The organism is uncultured Psychromonas sp. (assembly GCF_947489755.1).
Taxonomy (GTDB): domain Bacteria; phylum Pseudomonadota; class Gammaproteobacteria; order Enterobacterales; family Psychromonadaceae; genus Psychromonas.
Map to the genome: position 1 here is coordinate 1 of NZ_CANLFB010000012.1, position 22,569 is coordinate 22,569.

General features: G+C 36.3%; 14 protein-coding genes, 7 tRNA genes and 2 pseudogenes. 7 read left to right on the forward strand and 16 right to left on the reverse strand.

Annotation, left to right across the window (positions count from 1 at the left end):
* Window positions 1-780: 780 nt before the first annotated feature.
* A tRNA-Pro gene (locus tag Q0794_RS08400) sits at window positions 781-857 on the reverse strand.
* A 158-nt stretch (window positions 858-1,015) separates the two neighbouring features.
* Window positions 1,016-1,100, reverse strand: a tRNA-Leu gene (locus Q0794_RS08405).
* A gap of 41 nt (window positions 1,101-1,141) precedes the next feature.
* Between Q0794_RS08405 and Q0794_RS08410 the strand changes: the two are divergent.
* Window positions 1,142-1,258 (forward strand): annotated as a pseudogene (locus Q0794_RS08410) (integrase); the annotation flags it as partial.
* 345 nt (window positions 1,259-1,603) lie between these two features.
* Here Q0794_RS08410 and Q0794_RS08415 read toward each other — a convergent pair.
* The 5 genes from Q0794_RS08415 to Q0794_RS08435 form a co-directional block, all read right to left on the reverse strand.
* Window positions 1,604-3,721, reverse strand: coding sequence for a TonB-dependent siderophore receptor (locus Q0794_RS08415; protein WP_298941285.1), 2,118 nt, complete (start codon window positions 3,719-3,721; stop codon window positions 1,604-1,606).
* A gap of 118 nt (window positions 3,722-3,839) precedes the next feature.
* Entirely contained in the window at window positions 3,840-4,556 is a 717-nt protein-coding gene (locus Q0794_RS08420) for an ATP-binding cassette domain-containing protein (protein WP_298941286.1), read from the reverse strand.
* 49 nt (window positions 4,557-4,605) lie between these two features.
* Complete coding sequence (locus tag Q0794_RS08425) at window positions 4,606-5,580, reverse strand: iron chelate uptake ABC transporter family permease subunit (RefSeq protein WP_298941287.1); 975 nt, start codon at window positions 5,578-5,580, stop codon at window positions 4,606-4,608.
* Window positions 5,581-6,555: an iron chelate uptake ABC transporter family permease subunit gene (locus tag Q0794_RS08430; protein WP_298941288.1), complete on the reverse strand. Its 975-nt coding sequence runs from the start codon at window positions 6,553-6,555 to the stop codon at window positions 5,581-5,583.
* A gap of 32 nt (window positions 6,556-6,587) precedes the next feature.
* A complete protein-coding gene (locus Q0794_RS08435) occupies window positions 6,588-7,487 on the reverse strand; it encodes a Fe(3+) dicitrate ABC transporter substrate-binding protein (protein ID WP_298941289.1) in 900 nt (299 codons plus the stop codon).
* A gap of 134 nt (window positions 7,488-7,621) precedes the next feature.
* On the opposite strand from Q0794_RS08435, the gene Q0794_RS08440 reads away from it, so the two are divergent.
* Complete coding sequence (locus Q0794_RS08440; RefSeq protein WP_298941290.1) at window positions 7,622-8,758, forward strand: MFS transporter; 1,137 nt, start codon at window positions 7,622-7,624, stop codon at window positions 8,756-8,758.
* A 349-nt stretch (window positions 8,759-9,107) separates the two neighbouring features.
* Window positions 9,108-9,422 (forward strand): annotated as a pseudogene (locus Q0794_RS18285) (tyrosine-type recombinase/integrase); the annotation flags it as partial.
* 464 nt (window positions 9,423-9,886) lie between these two features.
* On the opposite strand, the gene Q0794_RS08450 reads toward Q0794_RS18285, so the two are convergent.
* The 5 genes from Q0794_RS08450 to Q0794_RS08470 all read right to left on the reverse strand — a co-directional run bounded on the left by Q0794_RS08450 (window position 9,887) and on the right by Q0794_RS08470 (window position 10,450).
* A tRNA-Pro gene (locus Q0794_RS08450) sits at window positions 9,887-9,963 on the reverse strand.
* A gap of 60 nt (window positions 9,964-10,023) precedes the next feature.
* A tRNA-Leu gene (locus Q0794_RS08455) sits at window positions 10,024-10,108 on the reverse strand.
* Between the two features lie 46 nt (window positions 10,109-10,154).
* Window positions 10,155-10,230 (reverse strand) — tRNA-His (locus Q0794_RS08460).
* 18 nt (window positions 10,231-10,248) lie between these two features.
* Window positions 10,249-10,325: transfer RNA gene (locus Q0794_RS08465), tRNA-Arg, on the reverse strand.
* Window positions 10,326-10,373: 48 nt separating this feature from the next.
* Window positions 10,374-10,450 (reverse strand) — tRNA-Pro (locus tag Q0794_RS08470).
* A 410-nt stretch (window positions 10,451-10,860) separates the two neighbouring features.
* Here Q0794_RS08470 and Q0794_RS08475 point away from each other — a divergent pair.
* Complete coding sequence (locus Q0794_RS08475; protein WP_298941291.1) at window positions 10,861-11,871, forward strand: DUF3014 domain-containing protein; 1,011 nt, start codon at window positions 10,861-10,863, stop codon at window positions 11,869-11,871.
* 149 nt (window positions 11,872-12,020) lie between these two features.
* Here the strand turns inward: Q0794_RS08475 and Q0794_RS08480 are convergent, their stop codons facing one another.
* The 4 genes from Q0794_RS08480 to Q0794_RS08495 all read right to left on the reverse strand — a co-directional run bounded on the left by Q0794_RS08480 (window position 12,021) and on the right by Q0794_RS08495 (window position 17,881).
* Window positions 12,021-13,658, reverse strand: coding sequence for a sugar phosphorylase (locus Q0794_RS08480; protein ID WP_298941374.1), 1,638 nt, complete (start codon window positions 13,656-13,658; stop codon window positions 12,021-12,023).
* A gap of 255 nt (window positions 13,659-13,913) precedes the next feature.
* Window positions 13,914-15,137, reverse strand: a complete 1,224-nt coding sequence (locus tag Q0794_RS08485; RefSeq protein WP_298941292.1) for a glycosyl transferase — start codon at window positions 15,135-15,137, stop codon at window positions 13,914-13,916.
* Between the two features lie 16 nt (window positions 15,138-15,153).
* Window positions 15,154-16,005 (reverse strand): HAD-IIB family hydrolase, encoded by an 852-nt coding sequence (locus Q0794_RS08490; protein WP_298941293.1) that lies wholly within the window; start codon window positions 16,003-16,005, stop codon window positions 15,154-15,156.
* A 577-nt stretch (window positions 16,006-16,582) separates the two neighbouring features.
* Window positions 16,583-17,881, reverse strand: a complete 1,299-nt coding sequence (locus Q0794_RS08495) for an OmpA family protein (RefSeq protein WP_298941294.1) — start codon at window positions 17,879-17,881, stop codon at window positions 16,583-16,585.
* A gap of 226 nt (window positions 17,882-18,107) precedes the next feature.
* Here Q0794_RS08495 and pdsR point away from each other — a divergent pair, with 226 nt between their 5' ends.
* From pdsR to Q0794_RS08510, 3 genes are all read left to right on the forward strand, one after another.
* On the forward strand, window positions 18,108-18,815 hold the full coding sequence (gene pdsR, locus Q0794_RS08500) for a proteobacterial dedicated sortase system response regulator (RefSeq protein ID WP_298941295.1): 708 nt from the start codon (window positions 18,108-18,110) through the stop codon (window positions 18,813-18,815).
* Window positions 18,815-21,091 carry an ATP-binding protein gene (locus Q0794_RS08505; protein WP_298941296.1) on the forward strand — a complete coding sequence of 759 codons (2,277 nt, stop codon included), beginning with the start codon at window positions 18,815-18,817 and terminating at the stop codon, window positions 21,089-21,091. The genes pdsR and Q0794_RS08505 overlap by 1 nt, the downstream gene beginning before the upstream one ends.
* Before the next feature lie 85 nt (window positions 21,092-21,176).
* Window positions 21,177-22,136: a coproporphyrinogen III oxidase gene (locus tag Q0794_RS08510; RefSeq protein ID WP_298941297.1), complete on the forward strand. Its 960-nt coding sequence runs from the start codon at window positions 21,177-21,179 to the stop codon at window positions 22,134-22,136.
* The last annotated feature ends 433 nt before the right edge of the window (window positions 22,137-22,569 follow it).

Genomic DNA, 22,569 nt, shown 5'->3' on the forward strand with positions numbered 1-22,569 from the left:
ATGCAGAATAACGCAGTCTCATACGCACACTTTTATGTGTTTTGGCCAATTCAGAAAAGTCATGTTTTTTCATACGTCACCAAGAGAATATAATTAGTTAATAATTGAATACATTAGATCATATAATTAGGCGGAATGGTATAAATCGCCCGAAACAGGTGGAAGTAATCTAAGACATTCACTAACCTATTGACTTAAAAGATAAAGTTTAGGGAATGAAGGATCGATGAAAAGGTAGTTGCTTGTGATTGACGTTGTTGTTGGTAGGTAAGCTAATTGCCCAATGTTGATTATCCTCAATTTGTTTGAAATCTATGAGGCTAATATTAAAGATGCCACAATATTTGTGGCGTTTGCAAACTTGTGAAATATTTTGATATTCTATCGGAAATAAAAATATTCCCGCTATTGTGTTTAATTTAATACCAAACTAAATCAACTGTAATTAATTCGCTATTAATAAATTGATTACTTAAATGAATACTATTTGGTGATCGTTCGGTCATCGAAAAGAATTTTAGTGCTGATTAGTTACTCTAAGCAGACTAACAGTCTACAAACAAGAAGAATCAGGAAGAAATTAAGTACATTTAATTAAATTCAAATTAAAAAATAAATTTCTACATTTAAGCATAAAGATCCTTACTTAATGTGGTCGGTGATAGAGCGAATAAGCGACAACTTAGTGTCTGAGCTATCTTTTCAACTAATATCGCATTTTTAGATCCAGAAACGAAAAATCCGCTTAACTATTTCTAGCTAAGCGGATTTTTCTTAATGTGGTTGGTGATAGAGGATTCGAACCTCTGACCCTCTGGTCCCAAACCAGATGCGCTACCAAGCTGCGCTAATCACCGAGTATTTTTATTCGTATTTTGTAATTGTGGGTCAAACCCTCTGGTCCAACTCTTTTCCAAAACACTGGAGATGCACTATCAAGCTGCGCTAATCACCGAAATTGTTAACATCTAATTAGTCAGGGATTGAAATTAACTAATTGATATTATTGTTTAAATGGTGCGGAAAGAGAGACTTGAACTCTCACATCTTACGATACTAGAACCTAAATCTAGCGCGTCTACCAATTCCGCCACTTCCGCAACTACTTAAACATTTACTCTTTTTAACTATATTCTAAAACAAAAATATTCGAGCAATAAAGCTATTTTTAGGCCACTCAAAATTAGAAAGTACTATTAAGTATTTAGGTATAGAAATTGAAGATGCATTAACAATGTCAGAGTCAACACATACATGATCATCAATATAATGTTATCTGGAAACAAAATGCTTCCGGCCCCTAGCGACCTAGAAAATGAAAAAATGGTCGAGGCCCTATTTAAAGGAAAGGTATAAAATAGATCTAGATATTAACTTTGAAGTTAGAAATTAATATTACCAACTGGAGTGATAACTAAAAACTGCTCAGCCAAGTACTCATTTTAAAAATTTTTTTGAACAGATAGTACACTCTTACTAATTTAACAAGAAAGCACAATACAAAGAAAAGGACTAAATATTTATAGTGTAATAGAGAAAAGTTAACAGCCCAAAATTATGAACTGTTAACTTAAAAATTTAACGAGTTTAGGCTTAATCTGACCTAGAAAGTATAACCTAGATCCACTGTAAATGAACGACCTGGAGCAGCAACACGGCCTGCTGGAGAGACATCTAACCCCCTAAAATAATATTCATTATCAAATAAGTTATTAACTGCAAAGCTTAACTTTAGACTTTGATTATCTTTCTGATATAACTCTTTAGCCAAACTCAAATTAACAACGGTATAACTAGGTAACTGCCCCACTGTTCCTGAATCATTTTCTTCTACTGTATTTGCTAAATCTGAGAATGATTTACTGTAGTAAAAGGCACTTAAACCTAAATCTGCACCACTTATGCTATAGAAAGCACTCGCAGACAATTGATGTTTAGATGAATTTGATAGCTCATTACCTGAGTATTCACCTTCAAGCTGCTCAGTATCTAAGAAATTATATGCGGCTCTCAACGTTAGTTTTTCAATCGGAGTGTACTGCCCTTCAATTTCAATGCCTTGACTACGAGTTTCGCCAATATTAACAAATAATCCTTGATCACTGTCATACTGAATCTTGTTTTCAAAATCAATTCGGTACAGCGCAACATTTAAGTAACTTAAGTCTGTAGGTGTGAATCGAATACCGACTTCATAGTTCCATGAAAGTTCGGAATCTAATTTTTGGTCTTCTGGCCATAGTTGACTTATTTGTGGTGTGCGTAATGAGCGTTGAGCATTAGCATAGGTAAACCAAGCATCTGTAAATTCATAACCTAGTGTTAATCCAGGTAAGATCTCTTGTACATGATTACTTTGAGTATATCCTTGTCCAACATTAGTAAATTCCATACGAACGTCTTCATAACGCAAACCAGGAGTAACTGTCAGTCTATCATTGAAGAAACCTAATTTATTGCTAGCATAATAAGCCATTGCATTGGTATCCATCTGCCAATCACGAAGAGATGTCGATACTCCAGTAGTATTATCAGTTTGATTTAATTGATAAGTAATATCTTCATTTACATAGCGCGTCCCTACAATCCATTCTTGACTAATTTTTCCATCAATATAAAAATTAGCTCTTGGCTCAACTCCATACACCTTAAAAGTACGGGGTGAATCTCTCGTATGGGTTGCATCTTGCGTTGTGTCTGCCCAATGAGATCCTATGTCACCATCAGTGTCACTTGATGCATCATAATAATCCCAATCAAAGTTTCGCTTACTTTTATGCCCAAAAGCAATTATGTCGAAAGCAGCATCATCCGCAAATCCAACTTCACCGAGTTGATGATTATATTTCATTGATATACGTGTTGTATTCGCTTGAAATTCATCATTTTCTCGTAAAGATTGATCTCTATCTTCTTCGTATGCTTCTGCATTTAAAGCACCAGGTAAATCTGTATCTGCATTATAATATTGAATATTTGTATCTAAACTTTGTTTGTTATTTATTTTCCAACGTGTTTGCAGCATCCAGTTTTGCACATCTGTATCTGAATGTTCTCGGAATGATTCGCCTGTTAGAAAGTTACCACTCAAACGCATTGATACATTGTCATTAATATCACCACCAGTACTCAGGTATGTGTCATATAGGTTTCTTTTGTTGCCATAAAAAGTAATACGCTCATTAAGGCTAGTTTGCCATCCCTCAGGAATCGGTTTTGACACGAGGTTAATTACTCCCCCAACATTATTCGGACCATATTGTACAGCAGCACCACCACGCACTACATCAATTCTATCAATCATTTGTAATGTGGTTGGGAATAGAGATTGTCCAGTGTGGCCATAAGGAGCTAAAGTCATTGGTATTTCATCAAGTAAAAATTGAGAATATCCACTACGACTACCATCTAATCCTCGTACAGACACATTGGGTAACACTCCGGTGCCTGTCTCATCATTAATTTTAACTCCAGGAATTTGTTGTAATGCCGTATCAATAGAACGTGCAGCCGTTTTTTTCAATACATCATTACTTAAAACTGTACGGTTACCTTGATAATACTGAACTTCTTCAATATCTGAATTGCCTAAAATGCTTGAGTTTACAATCATTGTTTCCATTTTAGTGGGCTCGTTTGCCAATGTGGAACTAGAAATTAACCCACTGACAACAGCAACTGAAAGGGTTTTCAGTTGGAATTTTGAATTTTTCTTATACATTAAAAGTGTTTCCTTACTTAGATAATGAATGAAATATTTGAGCAGTTAGTTATCATCACCTACAAATGCTAATGATAATCATTATCTAATTGTATAGTAAGTGCTTATGAATAAATAGCTATAAAGGAACACACATTGGTTTGTTCGCAACAGGATCATTTATAATGATCGCATTTAATTCAAATACATCTTGTAGCAAACTACTATTGAAGATTTTTTCTGGGCTGTCTTGCGCATGTATTTTGCCCGCCTTCATAACGATAAGTTCATCACTATAGCGACTTGCTTGATTAAGATCGTGCAATACTACAACGATTGTTTTACCTTGTTTATTCATGGTTTTAATCATTTCCATTAATTCAACTTGATGTGTTAAATCCAGGTAAGTTGTAGGTTCATCCAGTAAAATATATTCTGTATCTTGCGCTAATATCATGGCAATCCAAACTCGCTGGCGTTGCCCTCCAGACAATGCAATAACCGGTCGTTGAGACAATTCAATTAACCCAGTATCACGTAACGCTTTTAATACTTTTTTATTATCATCCGCGCTTAATATACCCCATTGAGAAAGGTAAGGGTTTCGGCCAAAACTAACTAGTTGTTGTACTGTAACTCCCTCAGGTGTAATAGGTGATTGTGGCAAAATTGAAAGTTTTTTTGCGCGATTTTTATTGCTCAACTTTGATAAATCTAAATCAACAATGCTGACTTTTCCCTCTGCGGCTTTTAAGCCTCCAGAAATAGCCTTCAGTAGTGTCGATTTACCACAGCCATTAGGCCCTATTAGTGCTGTAATTTTCCCTTGAGGTATTGATAAATTGAGTTTTTTCAATACCTTTTTTCCAGGATAATTAACTGTTAAGTTCTCAATATGTATCACATTACCAGCCTTTATATCTGTAGAGTAAAAAAATGAAGTAAGGGGCACCTAAAACAGCAGTAAGTACACCAGCAGGCATTTCTAATGGCGGCGCTAAATTACGAGAAAGAGTATCCGCACTAAGAACTAGCAATGCACCAGTTAAAGCTGCAATAGGTAATATTAATTTATGCCGAGGGCCAACCAATAAGCGCGCTAAATGCGGAGCTAACAGACCAACAAAACCTATCGTGCCACAAACCGCAACACTAACACTCGCTAAAGCGACGGCGCTCGACAACGCTAAAACTTGTAAACATTCAGTATTAACACCAAGTGAAGTTGCAGTTTCCTCTCCTAATGCAGATAAATCTAAAGACCAAGCCAAATAAAATGAAAATGGCACCAAAATGATCAACCAAGGTAGCAAAGGCCAAATGTAATCCCAATTTCTTCCCCATAAACTACCAGTTAACCAAATCATCGCACTATTCATTTCAACCGGGTGTAATACCAGTATAAAGTTAATACAACTAGTTAAAAAAGCACTGACAGCAATACCAACTAACGCCAGGCGAGCAGGGCTTGGATGATTAAAGTGATTAAGTAGCCAAATAAGAAAAGCAGCACTAAACCCGCCAAGTATTGCAATTAGAGGCAGTAAAGCGCTATGAACTTCAGGCCAAATTAATAAAGAAGAACATGCAAATAGCCCAGCACCACCACTTATTCCCATTAAATCAGGTGATGCTAATGGATTCCGAATAATTCCTTGAGTGAGTACCCCAGAAACAGCTAATCCGATACCAACGAGTATGGAAATGATTATGCGAGGTAGTCGATATTGATTGATGATAAAGTCTTCATCACCGCCGTTAATTACTGTATTAAATACAGTTTCAAGAGTTAATGATTTAACCCCAAGAGATAAACTGATAACACTTAGAATGATTAGCAGTACAAACGAAATAGCTAAGATTTTATTATATCGGCTCATCTAACGCTTACCTTTAAGGATTAAGTAAATAAAGAAAGGCGTGCCAATAAGTGCGGTAATAATACCTACTGGTGTTTCAGCAGGCGGTATAATATTTCGCGAGACTAAATCAGCCCAACAAACTAAAGCCGCTCCCGACAAACCAGCAGCAGGCAAAAGCATAAAATGGTTACTGCCACACCATGCACGAGCTAAATGAGGAGCGATTAGTCCGACAAAAGCAATAGGCCCAGCTACCGTGACTGAAATAGAGGTGAGTATTAACACAGCTAAACAAATTCGTATTCTTAGCCAAGTCACATTAACACCTAAGCTAGCTGCAGTTTGTTCTCCTAATGCATTCAGGTTTAGGCCTCGACATGTTGAAGTTGCAATAAATAGTCCTAATAAACTAAGAGGCCAAAGCTGTGACCAAGATGACCAATCTATGCCGCTAAGGGATCCAGATAGCCAGTGCAATAAACTATAAGCCATATCATCTGCAATAATCAGTACAGCCCTAGTTAATGAAGTAAGTAATCCGTTAATTGCAATACCAGCAAGAATGAGACGTAAAGCATTTTGATTAGAGCTTAACCCTCCTCCTAATAAAAAAACCAATCCTCCACCAGTTAAAGCACCAACAAAAGCAACAGCTTCGTTAGACAAACCACCTATTGAGGCAACAGTAAGGCTGTTAAGGGCTGTTAAGCATGCAGCACCTGAGCTAATAGCAAATAATGTAGGTGAAGCTAATGGGTTACGTGTTAGACCTTGCATCAACAGGCCTGCTATGCCTAAATTAAACCCAATTACAGCCGCAGTTAAGCTGCGAGGTAAACGAAGTGAAAGAATTATTTGTTGATTAATATTCGATTCATCATATGAAACAAACAGATTCCAAACATCGTTAACGCGAAGAGAAAACTCAGATTGACCATATAAAGAGCAAACAAATCCCATCAATAAAACAGTGATTAGTATGAAAACGCTCATTAATTTTTTTGGAGGAAATAAGAAGCTCAGAGTCATGGTTGTATTTGACTTTCTATTTCTAATGCAATCTTTTCTGCAGAAAGTACACCGCTTGCAAGAGACCATTCATTTATAGGCACTGAGATGAGTTGTTTTGATTTATTTATTTTTAATAATTTCCATAAAGGACTTTCTTTCCATTTATCCAGTACGGTTCTATTTGTATATTTCCCTACAAAAAGCCAGTCAGGGTTTAGCTTAATAAATTGTTCAAACCCTGTCGATATATAAGCATTCTTGTTCTTCGAGTCTATCGGGCTATTAAGGCCGAGCTCAGCAATAACACTCCCAGCATAAGAATCTGGGCTATGTGCCCACATGCCTTTGTCACTAATGACTGCAAATTGAAAAGTGTCATTACTTTTAAACTTTGCCTTCAGCCGCCCCATTAACTGAAAATGCTCTTCTAAACGTGAATTAACTAGATCTACCTTATTAACCGCTTTTGCTATTTTTTGTGTTATTTGTAGGTTCTCTCGATAAGTGACCCCTTGGCTTTTAAACATTAGAGTTGGAGCAATGGCCATTAAATCATTATATATAGATTGATGTCGCCCACTATCAGCAATAATAAGATCGGGCTTGAGTGATGAAATAGCTTCTAAACTTGGTTGATATCTAGACCCCACTGACTGCCAAGTTCCAATGCGACTCCTGACAGAAGGAATTAATTTATTTATATCACCATCATCAGCGATACCAACAGGAGAAACATCCGCAATCGCCAGAGCGTCAGCAAAAGAAAATGCCAGAACAACAATCCGAGATGGTGTTTTTTTTATGACGAGAGTGCCCTTATCATGTTCAAGTTCAATAGCTTGTATTTGAGCACTACATACACCAAATGAAGCAATAAATAATATAGAAAGTAAAAGAGTCGATCTCTGTATCATGATAACCTCATAAAATAATAGGCGATAATGATAACCGTTACCATTTTTTATTTCATTAGTTTTCTTTGTTTTCGCTAAAACGACTAATTGCGATCTATCAATTGCTTTAAAACAACCCATTTTGAGAATATTTTATGTCAACAACGATTATTATTCTGCTCTGCCATTTTTTAACCGCTTTTACTGTATTAGGCATGCCTTTATTTATGCCTCGCATACTCGACAGTTTCTCTGTTGAAAATTTAAATTACTTAATTGGCCTTATTTTCATAGTGCCGATATCATGCGCTGCCCTTAGTGCCCCCATTTGGGGGAGGTTTTCAGACCGTTATGGTAAAAAAAAATCATTATTAAGAGCACAGCTGGGGCTTACTTTAGGGTTTCTAATATCAGGTTTTTCTGAGAGTTTAACTTTTTTTATGATTGGTCTTGTCATACAGGGAGTGAGTGGAGGTACATTAGCGGCTTCTAATGCTTACTTTAGTTGCTTTTATAAAGGCAAGGCACTAGCTAATAAATTAAACTTAACACAATTATCAACTCGTTTTGCATTAATAATTGCTCCCTTAATTTTAGGTTTTTTCAGTAAAAACGAACATCCGCTACTAATTTATCGTTATTTAGCTTTGTTGCCTTTTACCGCTTTATTAATTTGTCTTTACTTACCAAAAGATAAAATTTCTATTAAAGCACCTTTCAAGCACTCAAATAATATTAAGAATACACAATCATTCTCAAATTTATTATATTTACAATTTTTGTTTTGTTTTTCTATGGTTATCACTTTCCCATATTTTTTGCCTTATGTTGAACACTTAGGTGAAAACCGTGATTTGATAGTTGGGTTTTATTATAGTTTTCCAAACTTTGTTTATTTATTCTTAATCTTTTATCTTACTAAATTAACTCTACCAGCAAAATTACAAAGCATATTCGGCTTTATTATTTTAGGTTGCGGTTGTTTGGGACAATTTTTAATTTTAACTAGTGATACTTTAATTTTATATCGACTTTTATTTGGATTGGGAATATTGCTTACCTACAACGGCTTGCATCAACTTCTAAGTCAACATATAAGATATCAATCAGCAGGTTTCTATTTTGGGAAGTTTGATTCTATAGGAAAATGGGCTGGTGTCTTTGCAGGTATATTTGCTAGTGTTACAACTCAATACTTATCAGTAGATTATCCATTTCTATTCGGAGCTATTAGTTGCGCTATTGCAGTTATATTATTGACGACTAATAGTGATGAGCAATTATCTCGATAAAAAGAAGCCCATAATTACGTAGTTGCTCATCACTAACTCGTTTTGTGCCCCAAAGCACGATAGAAAGCTAAGTAGCTGTAGTGGTTTAAGATTAATGGAAGCAGTAAAACTACGGATCCAGGATATTGATTTTGATTACCTATAAATCAATATTTGGCAGGCAAAAGGGGGTAAACACCGTCGTGTAACGCTAGCACCTGAGCTAAAAGTAATGATTCAAGATCAAATTGCTAAAGCTAATTTTTATTACCAAGAAGATATCCAATGAAATGATTACAAAGGTGTTTATTTACCTTATGCATTAGCAGAAAAATACCCGAATGCTGCTAAGGAGTTTAAATGGAATTATCTCTTCCCCTCTACACAGCTTTCTATAGAGCCTGGAACTAACAACCTAAGACGCCATCATATTCATGAAACCAGCATTCAAAAAGCAATAAAAAATAGTGCTAGAAAACTAAACTTCGCTAAACAAGTAACCTGCCATACATTACGTCACTCTTTATCGACTCATTTATTACAGCGAGGTTCTGATATTCGTACAGTACAAGAACAGTTAGGACATTCCGACATTCGTACAACTCAGATCTATACGCATGTATTACAGGCAGGTGCTAACTGTGTTAGGAGTCCACTATCCGATTTAAGGTTACTAAACGAATAAAGAAAATTAGAGCTGAATAATTATCATATTCTACTAATATAATCTAAGAGACGTTTTAAATCGATTTAAGAAACTGATTCAACTAGATTTGTGTCACAGAGTAAATTATAAAACGCTATGTGAGTTTAAACTTTTCATATGATCAAAAAAAGCGAAACCAATTTAATTTCCTTTTTATAGTTTAAACATTCATCTTATTCGTCTGTAATCGAGAAATTCAATCCGCCAAACGTATTAAAATAACTTAGTTATGAATTCACTTACAAAAACCTACTGGTCACCAAAATGGGCACGGTTTGGTCACCGAGCTAAATTTTAACGTTTTTTAGTTATTCTGAGCGGCTAAAAGTAATGTTAAAAGAGTGAGATTTGAAGAATGCGGGGTTAAAAATCAGTAGATATTATCAAATTAAAGACGAAAAAAAACCGCTTTTGCATTTAAACATAAAGCGGTTTTTTTAATGTGGTCGGTGATAGAGGATTCGAACCTCTGACCCTCTGGTCCCAAACCAGATGCGCTACCAAGCTGCGCTAATCACCGAAATTGTTGATATCTAATTAGTCAGGGATTGAAATTAACTAATTGATATTATTGTTTAAATGGTGCGGAAAGAGAGACTTGAACTCTCACATCTTACGATACTAGAACCTAAATCTAGCGCGTCTACCAATTCCGCCACTTCCGCAACTACTTAAACATTTACTCTTTTAAACTATAGTATCTTTAAAAAATGGGGCGAATGACGGGGTTTGAACCCGCGACAACCGGAATCACAATCCGGGGCTCTACCAACTGAGCTACATCCGCCACTAAACTTTTTAAAAATGGTACGCCCTACAGGATTCGAACCTGTGGCCTACGGCTTAGAAGGCCGTTGCTCTATCCAGCTGAGCTAAGGGCGCAAAAGCAGGACTTATATCTTACAACGATTACTCATTGTTTTCAAAATGTGGTCGGTGATAGAGGATTCGAACCTCTGACCCTCTGGTCCCAAACCAGATGCGCTACCAAGCTGCGCTAATCACCGAGTATTTTTTGTATTCCGTGAAGCAGTTCAAACCTTCTGGTCCAACTATTCCCAAAACACAGGAGATGCACAATCAAACTATGCTAACCACCTAAACGTTGAAACACTTAATGCTTGTCAACGAGGCGAGATATTACTGAGTTGAGTCGACATCGTCAAACTTTATTTACATATATTTTGTTGCTTGCTGAATAATTAGTCGCATTGATTAATATTAATTCACATCTCGTTATTATTTGTGCTTCTTTGTTGTTTTTAATACGCATTTTTCTTTTCGATAAAATGATATTTATTATATTAAACAAAAATATGTACACAATTTGTTCTACAATTCAGATATAGTGAATTCATTGTTGATTTAATAAAAGAGATCAGCAAGTTATCTATTCTTATAAAGGAGTAAATGGTCTATGGCTTATCCTGACTTACCTAAAGAAAAACCTTATTCATGGCTTAATATCATTCTTATAGCAATTTGCCTTTCTATGTTTGGCTATAGTATTTTTTATTTCACTTACCCGAATGAACATCACCGATTAATGGAGCGTTTGGGTGTTTCCAGTGATTTTAATTTTGATTTCCTGAATAAGCCTGTAGTAGTAGCAGGGAAACCTGTTATTGAAGAGGAGGTTATTGAGGAAACAGTCGATGTTATTGAACCACCGGAAGTAACTACCCTTTTATCTGCTGCGCAACCAACTGAAGTTATTGAAGAAGTAGAAGAGGAAAACCCTTTACCTTTATTAGATGAGTCAGATGATCTTGTTTTATCCGCTATTGATGAGTTTAGTGAAACAGCATTAGTAACGGATAATTTATTACAAAGCAGCTTAATACGCAGTACGGTTGTTTTTATTGATAACTTTAGCCGTGGCGATTTAATCACAAGCTTTAGTCCTTTATTTCCATCTAAAGAACCCTTTAAAGTTAAAAGAAGCAATGGCAAAATTTTTGTCTCAATATACGGATATAAACGATACGATGCATACAGTAATTACATCGCTTCACTAGATAGCGAAAAATTGGTTCAGGCATACCATACATTTAAGCCATTAGTTGATGAGTCTTATGCTGAAGTTGCACGTGAAGGGACTAAATTTGATGATGTATTAAATGATGCCATCGACATGGCGTTAAGTGTGCCTATGATTAATGGACCAATTACGTTGAAATCTCCTTCTGTGATGTATTTATTTAATAATCCTGCTTTAGAATCATTAAATGACGCTCAAAAACTACTATTGAGATTAGGACCTGACAATTTAACAAAGGTACAAGACAAGTTAAGAAGCATTCAAGCTGAATTAGTTAAACAGAATATGGAAGCTAATGATGTGAATTCAGTGCCAGTTGTAGAGGTTGAGTCATCCGCAGCAGTAGAAACGACTTATCAACCAACATTATCGACACAAGAAGAATAAACGAATCTGCTATAAAACTTAATATGGGGTGTCATAACGATCAATAAACCATGTTAGATTAATTGCTCCCAGTAAAAGGTAAATAAGAAAAAGCCACTATGAGTTAATATCTATAGTGGCTTTTTTGTTAAGTCATTACTCTCAAACAGTTACTTGTGGAATACGTTACTTATCCAAACGGTTTGATAAGGCGCTAATGTAATCATTTCTTGTTGCATGTCTAACTCAATACCTGAAATCAATTCATACCAATTATCTGTCATGATTAAGTTTAAATCATGAATCGCTAATTCCATTTCGTGATCGGTAATATTACTAATACAAAAGATACTTTGTTTTCTGTCTTGGCTTTGTCTCCAGAAACCAAACATTTGTAAACCCAGGTGTAAGGTAAACTGAGTTGCATTAGGGTGAAAAGCCGGTTGTTTAATACGTAGGTCAAGTAGCCCTTTAAGCGAACTTAACACAACCGCATGATGGTTTTCACTGTCTGCTAATTTACTCTGTAACTCTTCATAATCCCAACGATGACGATTAATAGAACGGTTTTGTTGCGTGTTTGCTACTTTTTCATAATCATTCTGTGTGCCTAGCAAACTATGAATATAAACACCTGGAATACCTTCTAACCCAAACATAATTGCATGTGCACATATAAAGCGTTGCAACCCTAAGTTATCTCTGCCTTTGGTTGTGCCCTGTAATGCATCATATAGGGCGATATTGATTTCATAGGCTTTTGGTTCACCTGTTTCAGTGGTGCGCCAAGAAACTTTACCACCGAACTCCTGCATGGTTTCTACTAAGCTACTTAACTCGTAATCATTTAGCAGCCCTTCTGCCGGTCTTAACCCGATCCCATCATGCGAGGCGATAAAGTTAAAGTAAAAAGTACCATTTTGCGATGGCGGCATGCTCATTAACCAACGTTTAAGATATAAACAATTCCCTGTCACTAAGCTGTTAATGAGTAAAGGAGGTAATGAGAAGTTATAGATGGCATGTGCTTCGTTGGCATTACCAAAATAAGTGAGGTTTTGTGTATTTGGAATGTTAGTTTCGGTGATAATAACCGCATCACTCACCGCATGTTCTAACAGTGTTCTCAGTAAACGCACAACTTCATGTGTTTCTGGTAAATTGATAGAACTACTATTAAGCTTTTTCCATAAGAAAGCAACCGCATCAAAACGCAGGATTTTAACACCCATGTCGAGATACAAACGAATGATTGAAACAAAGCTTTTTAATACTTCAGGGTTTCTAAAATCAAAGTCGACTTGGTCATGACTAAAGGTACACCAAACATGTTGTGTACCTTTACCAGTATCGGTTTCTCTTAAAAGGTCTGACGTTCTAGGTCTAACCACATCTGACAAATCATCATCTGGTGATGCGGTATAGAAAAAGTCATACCCAATGCCTTCGCCTTTAATGAAGTTATCAAACCACGCACTTCGACTAGAACAATGGTTAATGACTAAATCAGACATTAATCGACGATCTTTGGCTATGCTTTGTATCTCTTTCCAACCACCGAGTGAGTCATTAACGCTCGAGTAGTCGATCACTGAGAAGCCATCGTCTGAGCTATAAGGGAAGAACGGGAGAATATGAACGCTGTTAACACTGCCACCGATGTGGTTATCTAGGAAGTGTTTTAACGTCTCTAGTGGCTTTTCATCGTCTTTTAGTAAACTGTCACCATAGGTGATCATGATAACGTCTTTTTGAGACCAATGGTTTTGATAAGCGATAGGTGTATGGCAGTTTTCGTCTAATCGCATCAACGTTATTAATTGATCGCTAAGTTCATTATAATCAACGGTTTGATCGACGTCTTTGTAAATAAAAGTAAGCTGTTGTATTAATTTGTTTTTTAACACTAGCAGCTCATTTTCTTCGGCATTCAGTTCTGCCATAACATTCCCCTTTTAAATTGCCAATCAGCTTTAGAAAGTAAATTGGCAATGCATTTTTATGTACAACTCATAATTTACAAATAGTCGGATAAGTTAATGATGATATTAAAATATTATCGATTATTCGCTAAACTCTTGATGATCTAATTCAACCGCTTCTTTAAGCTGCTCTAATACATCGGGCATCGCGCTAATAACACGGCTCCAAGAAGGAATGAATGGCGTATCCATCGGTTTATCTAAGAATATCTGCCCTGCTGTCATCACATTTTCAGCAAACATTTCGATGGCTTTTTCTTCATTGTGAATATCAAGGTTTAAACCATTCATCATTGCATCACCACGATACATTTCTAAGTAATCTAGCGCGATACGGTAATAAGTCGCTTTCAATGTACGGATACTTTCGGTGCTGAATGTTTCACCTTGTGTTGCTAATTTACGGATAAATGCCTTAGTGATATCAACTGACATTTTAGATAAACCGCCATCGACGTTATCTAACGATAGATCTTGATGTTTATGGTCGTAGGCATCTGAAATATCAACCTGACAAGTACGATTGCTCGCATAGTTACGATGCATTTCAGAAAGCACACCAATTTCTAATCCCCAATCACTTGGAATACGCAAATCAGTTAATACATCTTTACGGAAAGAGAACTCTCCCGCCAACGGATAAAGGAAGCTATCAATAAACTCTAAGTACTCGTTGTGACCAATAGTCTTTTTCAACGCTTTAACCAATGGAGTCACCAATAAGCGCGATACACGGCCATTGATTTTTCCATCAGCAACACGAGAGTAAAAACCTTTACAGAATTCGTAGTTGAATCCAGGGTTAGCAACGGGGTAAATTAAACGAGCTAATAGTGCGCGGTCATAAGTAACGATATCGCAATCATGTAATGCCACTGATTCTGTTTTACCAGAGGCTAAGGTATAACCCATGCAATACCAAACATTACGGCCTTTGCCGAGTTCTTTTGGTGCAACGCCTAACGCCTGTAACTTGGCATCGAGCGCTTTTAATCGAGGGCCTTCATTCCATAATACGCGGTGATGTTGAGGTAGTTTTTTAAAGAATTTAAGGGCATGTCGATATTGCTCTTCAGTTGCTCTGTCTAACCCGATAACAATTTCACTCAGGTAAGGCACTTCGCTAAGGTGGTCAACAATATCTGGGAAAGCATCGCCTTCTAATTCAGAAAAAAGAGAGGGTAAGATCAAGCCCATCGGACGCGTTTTTGAAAATGACTTTAACTCTTCTTCAAGGTTTTCATTACTGCGTTGTCTTAAATTATGCATTGTAGTCACAATGCCATTTTGATAAAAATCAGCCATTTGTCAGTTCCTTAATTCAATATATTAATTTCGATGATAATATTTCGTTTAAACATTCCGCCCATCCAGCAGGCCCATATAGGCTGCTTTGAAAAACATGTTCTTTCCTTGTTAATTGTGGGAAATCATGAACAGGTGAACGGACTTGTACCGCAACGGTTGCTTGCTCAAGCATCGCTATATCATTCTTACCATCGCCTAACGCAATGGTCACAATGTCATTAGGTGGTGAGTTTAAATCGATAAACATTTGATTTTGTTTAAACTGTTCAGTTAACCAAGCTTGTGCGAGGCCTTTATCGCAATGCCCACTAATGTGTAAGAAACGCCCTCCCTGTAAAACATTGGCACCTAATTCAAACATAATGTTAGAAAACTGTTCCTGCTGCTCTTCACTACCCAACCAATTTAAGGGTTCTCCATATTGCCGTTGCTTAGATAATGCGGCATTTTCAAGACTTAAACCGGTGAGTTCAGCTAATTGTTCTACTGTCATATCAGAGAAACCTTGAAAAGCCCCTTTGAATGCATCCGCGTTATCTTTTAGTAGGGTTAACCAATGATCTTTATTTGGACAGAATGATTTAACCCAAAATCCATTGTCTAGTTGGGTATCTGCTGGTTGTGTTGGAAAATAATTAACAGGGATGTAAATGGCCGCACCATTTTCGATAATAAAAGGAGAGTTTAAGTTGAGTTGCTGACGAATCAATTGAATTTCAGGAAGTGTTTTACTGCTGTTAGGTATTATTGCAATATTGTTCTGCTTTAACCTAATTATCATTTCTGTTGCATCATCAGTTTGATAAGTATAATGGTCTAATAATGTTCCATCTAAATCGGTAAACACCAATATTTTTTTATTCATCTATATTCCGTTTATTTGATGAGATACTTTGAACTCTTTTACCTTGTTCAATATATTTATAGCACATTATTTTGTACCTATTTAAACTATTTACTTTTGTTTTTAACAATTTAAAAAACTAAAGGTTATATCATTCACTACGATTTAATATTAATTCCATGCTAAGTATTAGTATCATAAAATATAAAAATGAACCGTTTCATTTCCTATTAATGTTAATAAATCTAGCTAATAAACAAAAAGTAAGCTTTTCTACAATACATTAATTATGTAAAAATTAAACAATTTGTATTAATTTAGTACATTTTAAAGCATCACTTAATGATTTTGTTTGAAAAACGACCAAGCTGAATACTTTCTTGCTGCACAGCGGCACCACTTAGTCTCACAAAAAAATAACGGTTAATATCAGGTTTAAATTTGATTTAATATTGCGATTCAAATTATTTACATCAAAAAATAAATTAAAAAGAATAAGCTCGCACTCGAGATGACAGTCGCGTTGACTAATTCATTAATATTAAATAAACGTTTAATTGTGATTGTTTGTATCATGGATTTTTTCATTTTAATTCCCTTAAAGTGAGTAGTCTGAAGCGGATGCTAATGCCCAAATATTAATTATTGATGACACTTGAGTGCTTTCTATTATTTGGTTATCCATTTCTTGTTTATGGTTTACTTGTTCACCTGAATTAAGTTCATTACTGTTTATTTTAAAACGCTCTTTTGACTCTATTATTGCCTTTTCATTTACCATTTTTTGCGCACTTTGATTTAACTTAGGTTTATTTACATCAGAGTGTTCTGATTTATAGCTACTTAAGTTAGTGTCTGAATGCACCTGTTGTTCAAACCCTAAGTTAATTTCATCTAACAGTAAGTCTGTATTGACTTGCACGGTATCAGGATCGTTAACATGCATATTAATAGGTGTATTTTTCTGTTCATGCATTAATGGATTTTCTTGCTGTTTAGTTAACAAACTACTATTTTCATTCTGTTTCTTTTGTTCTTCTTTTCTTTGCTCAATTAAGGCAATACGTCTTTTTTCTCTTTTTTCATTTCGTTTTTGAACCGTTATTGCAAGTTGTTGAGTCTCAGGCTTGTATTCCATAACACTCACCTTTCTTAACCCATAGTTGTAGGTACTGTTTTCTAGTTTCATCGCTTCGTATTCACCTAAAGTTAAAAGAGTGAGTTGGTCTTCAGCAATACCTTGATTAACGAGAAAATCAGCAACGTTTTTTGCTCGCTCTTTAGCTAACGTTAAGTTGTAAGTTGCACTGCCCGATTTATCAGTGTTCCCTACTACTTGCCACCTTTTTGTATCTGCTTGTGACTTAATGTGCTCTGCGACTGATACCAACTGCAGCTTATATTCAGGCGCTATTACTGAAGAAGATAAAGCGAAATACACATCAGCGACGTCATTTTCATTATCTTCTGAACGTGTTAAACCATTATTATCAATTTGTGATTCATTCGTTTTAGATAAGCTCTGTATCGACGGCACTTCTCTTGATGCTCTAAGTTCTGATGAGCTAAGCCCTGATTCACCAAGCACAGAGCTTTCACGTTGCGATAATAAATTCTGCTCTGCAATCGCAGCTTGCTCACTAACGTCTGTTGTTAATAGACTATCGTCTTGAGTGCGTTTAAAGAAAGTGGTGTTATTGCTTTCACTATCAAGACTATTATGATTTGCTTTTACTGGCACAGCGTAACGACTTAAGTGTTCAGAAAATTTCATTGCTTCTTTATTAGAACGGTAATCTTCTAATAACAACAACCCTCCCGTTAACGCAGAAAGAGCAACGACACCAACGATTGTATTTTTTAGATGAGATGATTTTTTTGGTAATTGAGTATTCATAATGTTTATCCCTTTTAATATTGATAATGCAACTTAGGCTGCTGTTTAGATGTCAGTATTACAACAAACCTAAATGGCAAAATTAGGGAGCAAAAAAGGCAAACTAATGATCAATTATGTTCAAATAATGGCAAAGTTGTTATTTGATTGTTTTTACACGCCACCAGCGCCACAATGAATCAGTAAAATAAGTACAAGAATCAATAAAACAGGAATAAAAGTAAATATGAAACGTATTGCCATTATTGAAGATGACCACAGTATCCGAGAAAATTATACTGACCTTATGACGCGTTATGGTTATCAAGTAGAGGGTTACGAAGGCAGAGAACAAGCGATGCAGGCGTTTACAATCCGTTTACCTGATTTAGCCATTATTGATGTTGGTTTAGGTCATGAATACGATGGTGGTTTTTTATTGTGTCAACAATTACGTCAATTATCGGCAACTATTCCCATTATATTTCTCACCGCGCGTGATAATGACTTTGATAGCATTTCAGGGTTGCGTTTAGGAGCTGACGATTACTTAAGTAAAGAAATTGGTTTAGAGCATTTAATGGTTCGAATTAGTGCGCTCTTTAGACGCACAGAATTAAGTCAATCCGTCCAAACTACAAAATCCTCCATTTTAACACGCGGTGCTTTAACGATTGATAATGACAAAATGCAAATTAGTTGGAATAACCAACTGCTTGAAGTGACCATTACTGAGTTTTGGATCATTCATGCGCTAGCCAATAAGTCAGGTGTCGTAAGAAGTCGTCAACAATTAATGACCGATGCCAACATGGTGGTCGATGACAATACCATCACTTCTCATATCAAACGAATCCGTAAAAAATTTATACAAATAGACTCAGGATTTGATGAGATAACTGCTATTTATGGTATGGGCTATCGTTGGGATATCACCCCAGAGGAACAAGCGTAATGAGATTTAAGTGGGGTTTACGCAGTAAGTTATTAACACTCAGTAGCTTATTGTTATTATTGCCTTGGTTTGCCTATCAATTTGTGATTGAAATGGAAAACTTCTTACGTTTAGGCCAACAACAAACCTTACTTGGGACAACGAGTGCAGTAGCAACCGCATTGCATGAACGTCCTAGTTTATTTAATGAAGATGACACGCCTTTATCTGACTTTAAAAAAGGTCATGACCTGTATGTTTACGATTTAAAAAAACCAATTTTACTTGATGGTAATATTGAAGATTGGGCTGCTATTAAGACGCTTAACAACACTTACTCAAATGCTACTTACTCGGATGCCACTGGTGAGACGGCTCAACATAAGAGAGGTGATGTCAGCTTTAATCAATGGCTAGGTAAACAAGGCGGTTATTTATATGCCTATTTTGAAGTGTTTGACCCACAACCCGTTAAGCGTGAAAGTACTAATTCAACCATAACCGACAACGATCATCTTATTATTGCTATGAGTTCCCCCCAAGGTGAGTTACAACGTTATATTATTTCTGTGGCTGAAGATGGTTGGTTTAATGGTTACCGATATCCACAACACAGTATTTATGCCACAAACGTCACTCGTGAAAAATCTATCCAAGGTATTTGGAAGTCCACTTCACAGGGTTATAACATCGAACTACGTCTGCCTTTATCATTATTAGGCAATAAGTTAGGATTTCAATTAAATACGAGCTCAAGCCCCAACAGCGGTAACATTGATAACAGCATCAGCACTTCTAATCTCTTAGATATCAATAAACTCGGCAGTGTGCTAATCCCTTCTCCTGAAATTGAGAACATATTATTAGCCATGAGCCATACCCGTTCTAGATTGTGGGTAGTTGATAGGCAACAACGTGTCATAGCAAAAACTGGCGATCTTCACCAAGCCACTGGTACTTGGCCTAGCGACTATTACCCTGAGGAAAATTATACTGCAGACAATTACTCTGAAAACACTTACCCTGAGGACAACCATTCTATAAAGAGTGAGAGCAACTCAATTGCCAATAACAATGAAACAGCTCCTCCTTCCACCAGCGTTTGGTCAAAAATAGAATCATTCATATTGTCACCGCTTTATGATTTACTGCTAGACAAACCCGACAACACTTTTATCGATGCAGCAAAAAATGCCACACAACTCGATTATGCATTAATCGATGAAGCCCTCACCGGCAAAGCCGCAACACAATGGCGATTAAACTCAGATCAAAAAGTCTCTATTCTAAGTGCCGCACATCCGATATTCATTAACGGTAATGTTGTCGGTGTTGTACTTGCAGAAGAAACAAATCATGGGATTCTAACGTTACGAAATCAAGCCTTAGAGAAAATGTTTAATGTACTCATTGCGATTATTTTCATTGCAGGCATTTTGCTGTTTTTGTTTATTTCTACGGTGGTGAAGCGCATTCGGCAGCTACGCGATCAAAGCGAACATATTCTCGATAACAATGGACGTCTAAACGGGCAATTCAATGCAAGTCAGCACAGTGATGAAATTGGCGATTTATCGCGTAGTATGGCTGACATGGTAAAACGATTAGGTCATTACCATCATTATGTTGAGCAATTGTCAGCACGCTTATCCCATGAATTACGTACACCTGTTGCAGTAGTCAGATCGTCACTTGAAAATTTGGCTTCATTGCCTGCAGACGATGAACAACAGAAATATATACAGCGCTCTCAACAAGGCATCATCAGACTTAATAAAATACTGACCAGTATGAGTGAAGCAAGCCGAATTGAACAAAGTTTAGAGCAAGGTGAGAAACAAACTATCGATCTAAAAATGCTGATCAATAGCTGTTTACAGGGTTATGACATGATCTATAAACAATCAAACTTTATTGAGGATTTAGGAGATGATAGTTTATTGATTAATGCCGATCCTGATTTTTTAGTGCAATTACTCGATAAAATCATCCATAACGCGGTTGAGTTTTCCTCTGACGATAAAGCAATTAGTGTTCGCTTAACTAAAAAAGGCAGCTTTGCGGTGTTAACCATTGAAAATACAGGTCCATTATTAGCGACAGATCAACAACAAGACTTATTCCAATCCATGGTGTCTATCAGACCCTCATCGCAACAGCATGATACACATTTAGGCTTAGGGTTATACATTGCGAAGATGATTTGTGATTACCATCAAGGGACATTATCGATTAACAATAATCCTCAATTAACTGGGGTGATCGTCACTATTTGCTTTCCCTTATTGACGCTATAAATTAAGATGTTTGGTTAAATAGACTTATTACATTTATAAAGCTAGACATTCACATAGCTAACACTATATCAATACAGGATTATCAATGCGCGTATTCGCCACCTCAGATGAAGCTCAATTTGCATTAACTCAACTCAGTAAAATACAATATTATTTTGTAGAAAAATTAGAAAAACTATCCACTGGAACAAGCTTTAAAAGTGTGGAATGGCTACGAGATAATGGCTCTCATGGTGGTGGTAAACGGTTTGAAGCCAGTACGAATACGGTATTTAACCGAGCATCGGTCAATGTATCGCAAGTACAATATGAAGATAGACCAGACAAAGCTTTTTTATCTGCGACTGCACTTTCAACGATAATTCACCCTCAACATCCATTAGCCCCTTCTATCCATATCCACGTTAGTTGGACAGAGCTTAAGAATGGCAAACAATACTGGCGTTTAATGGCAGACTTAAACCCAGCCGTTGAAGACGAAAGTGACAATGCACTGTTTAATAGGATGTTACAAAAAGTCAGTGGCGAATGGTTTGATAGCGGCATAGAACAAGGCGACCAATATTTTTATATTCCAGCATTAAATAAACATCGTGGTGTAAGCCATTTTTATTTAGAAGGTTTTACTGGAAACGCACAAACACCAAAGGCCTTTTCTATTGATTTCGCCACTGAAGTGATTGATTGTTATATCGCTTTGTTAACTGAGAAATTTAGCCGTTTACCTCCCCCTTCTGATATTGAGTTACAACAACAACTTGATTATCATACTTTATATTTTTACCAGGTATTAACGCTCGATAAAGGCACTACCGCTGGTTTATTAATACATAATCAAAATGATGTTGGTACGCTAGGCTCTTTACCTGCTTATATAAACCGAGATTTATTGGCGAGTTGGGTTGCTAAATCAGATGAAGCACAACAACCATTAGTTCAAGCTTTGGTTGATCTTCTCCCTAAACAAAAAAGCGTACACGTCACACCAGAAATAAAGGCAAATATCGCATTAGCTATTCGCCAACATTACGCAACCTTGAAGTAATCACACTGTAACAAGGAAGCTGTCTTTATTTTCCAGTCACTGATTTTAGTCTTCATCAATTATGTGTTGATATTGAATCTTTGACTTCGGTACCCAGATTTTAATCTTCAAGCAACCACGTAATGATGTAAGCCTTTTACTTAGGGGCGCTGGCTTTAGCCTGCATTTTTTTGTGTGTTGCTTTTATGTTGAAGACCAAAACTTAATACCAAAAATCTGCAAGCTGTAAACAAGACTCGCAGATCTCCTCTGCTAATGACAATAAGCTTTGCCTAATTAGCCATGCGTCCTGATCAAAAGATTAAAAATCACTTCCAATACAAACATCTTCTTTAAACTGACATTCCCCTTATATACACAACAACCCTAACTAGCGCTTTACTTAACCTTTTGATACTTCTAAAATCATTGCAATTCTTTCCCCCCTTTATTA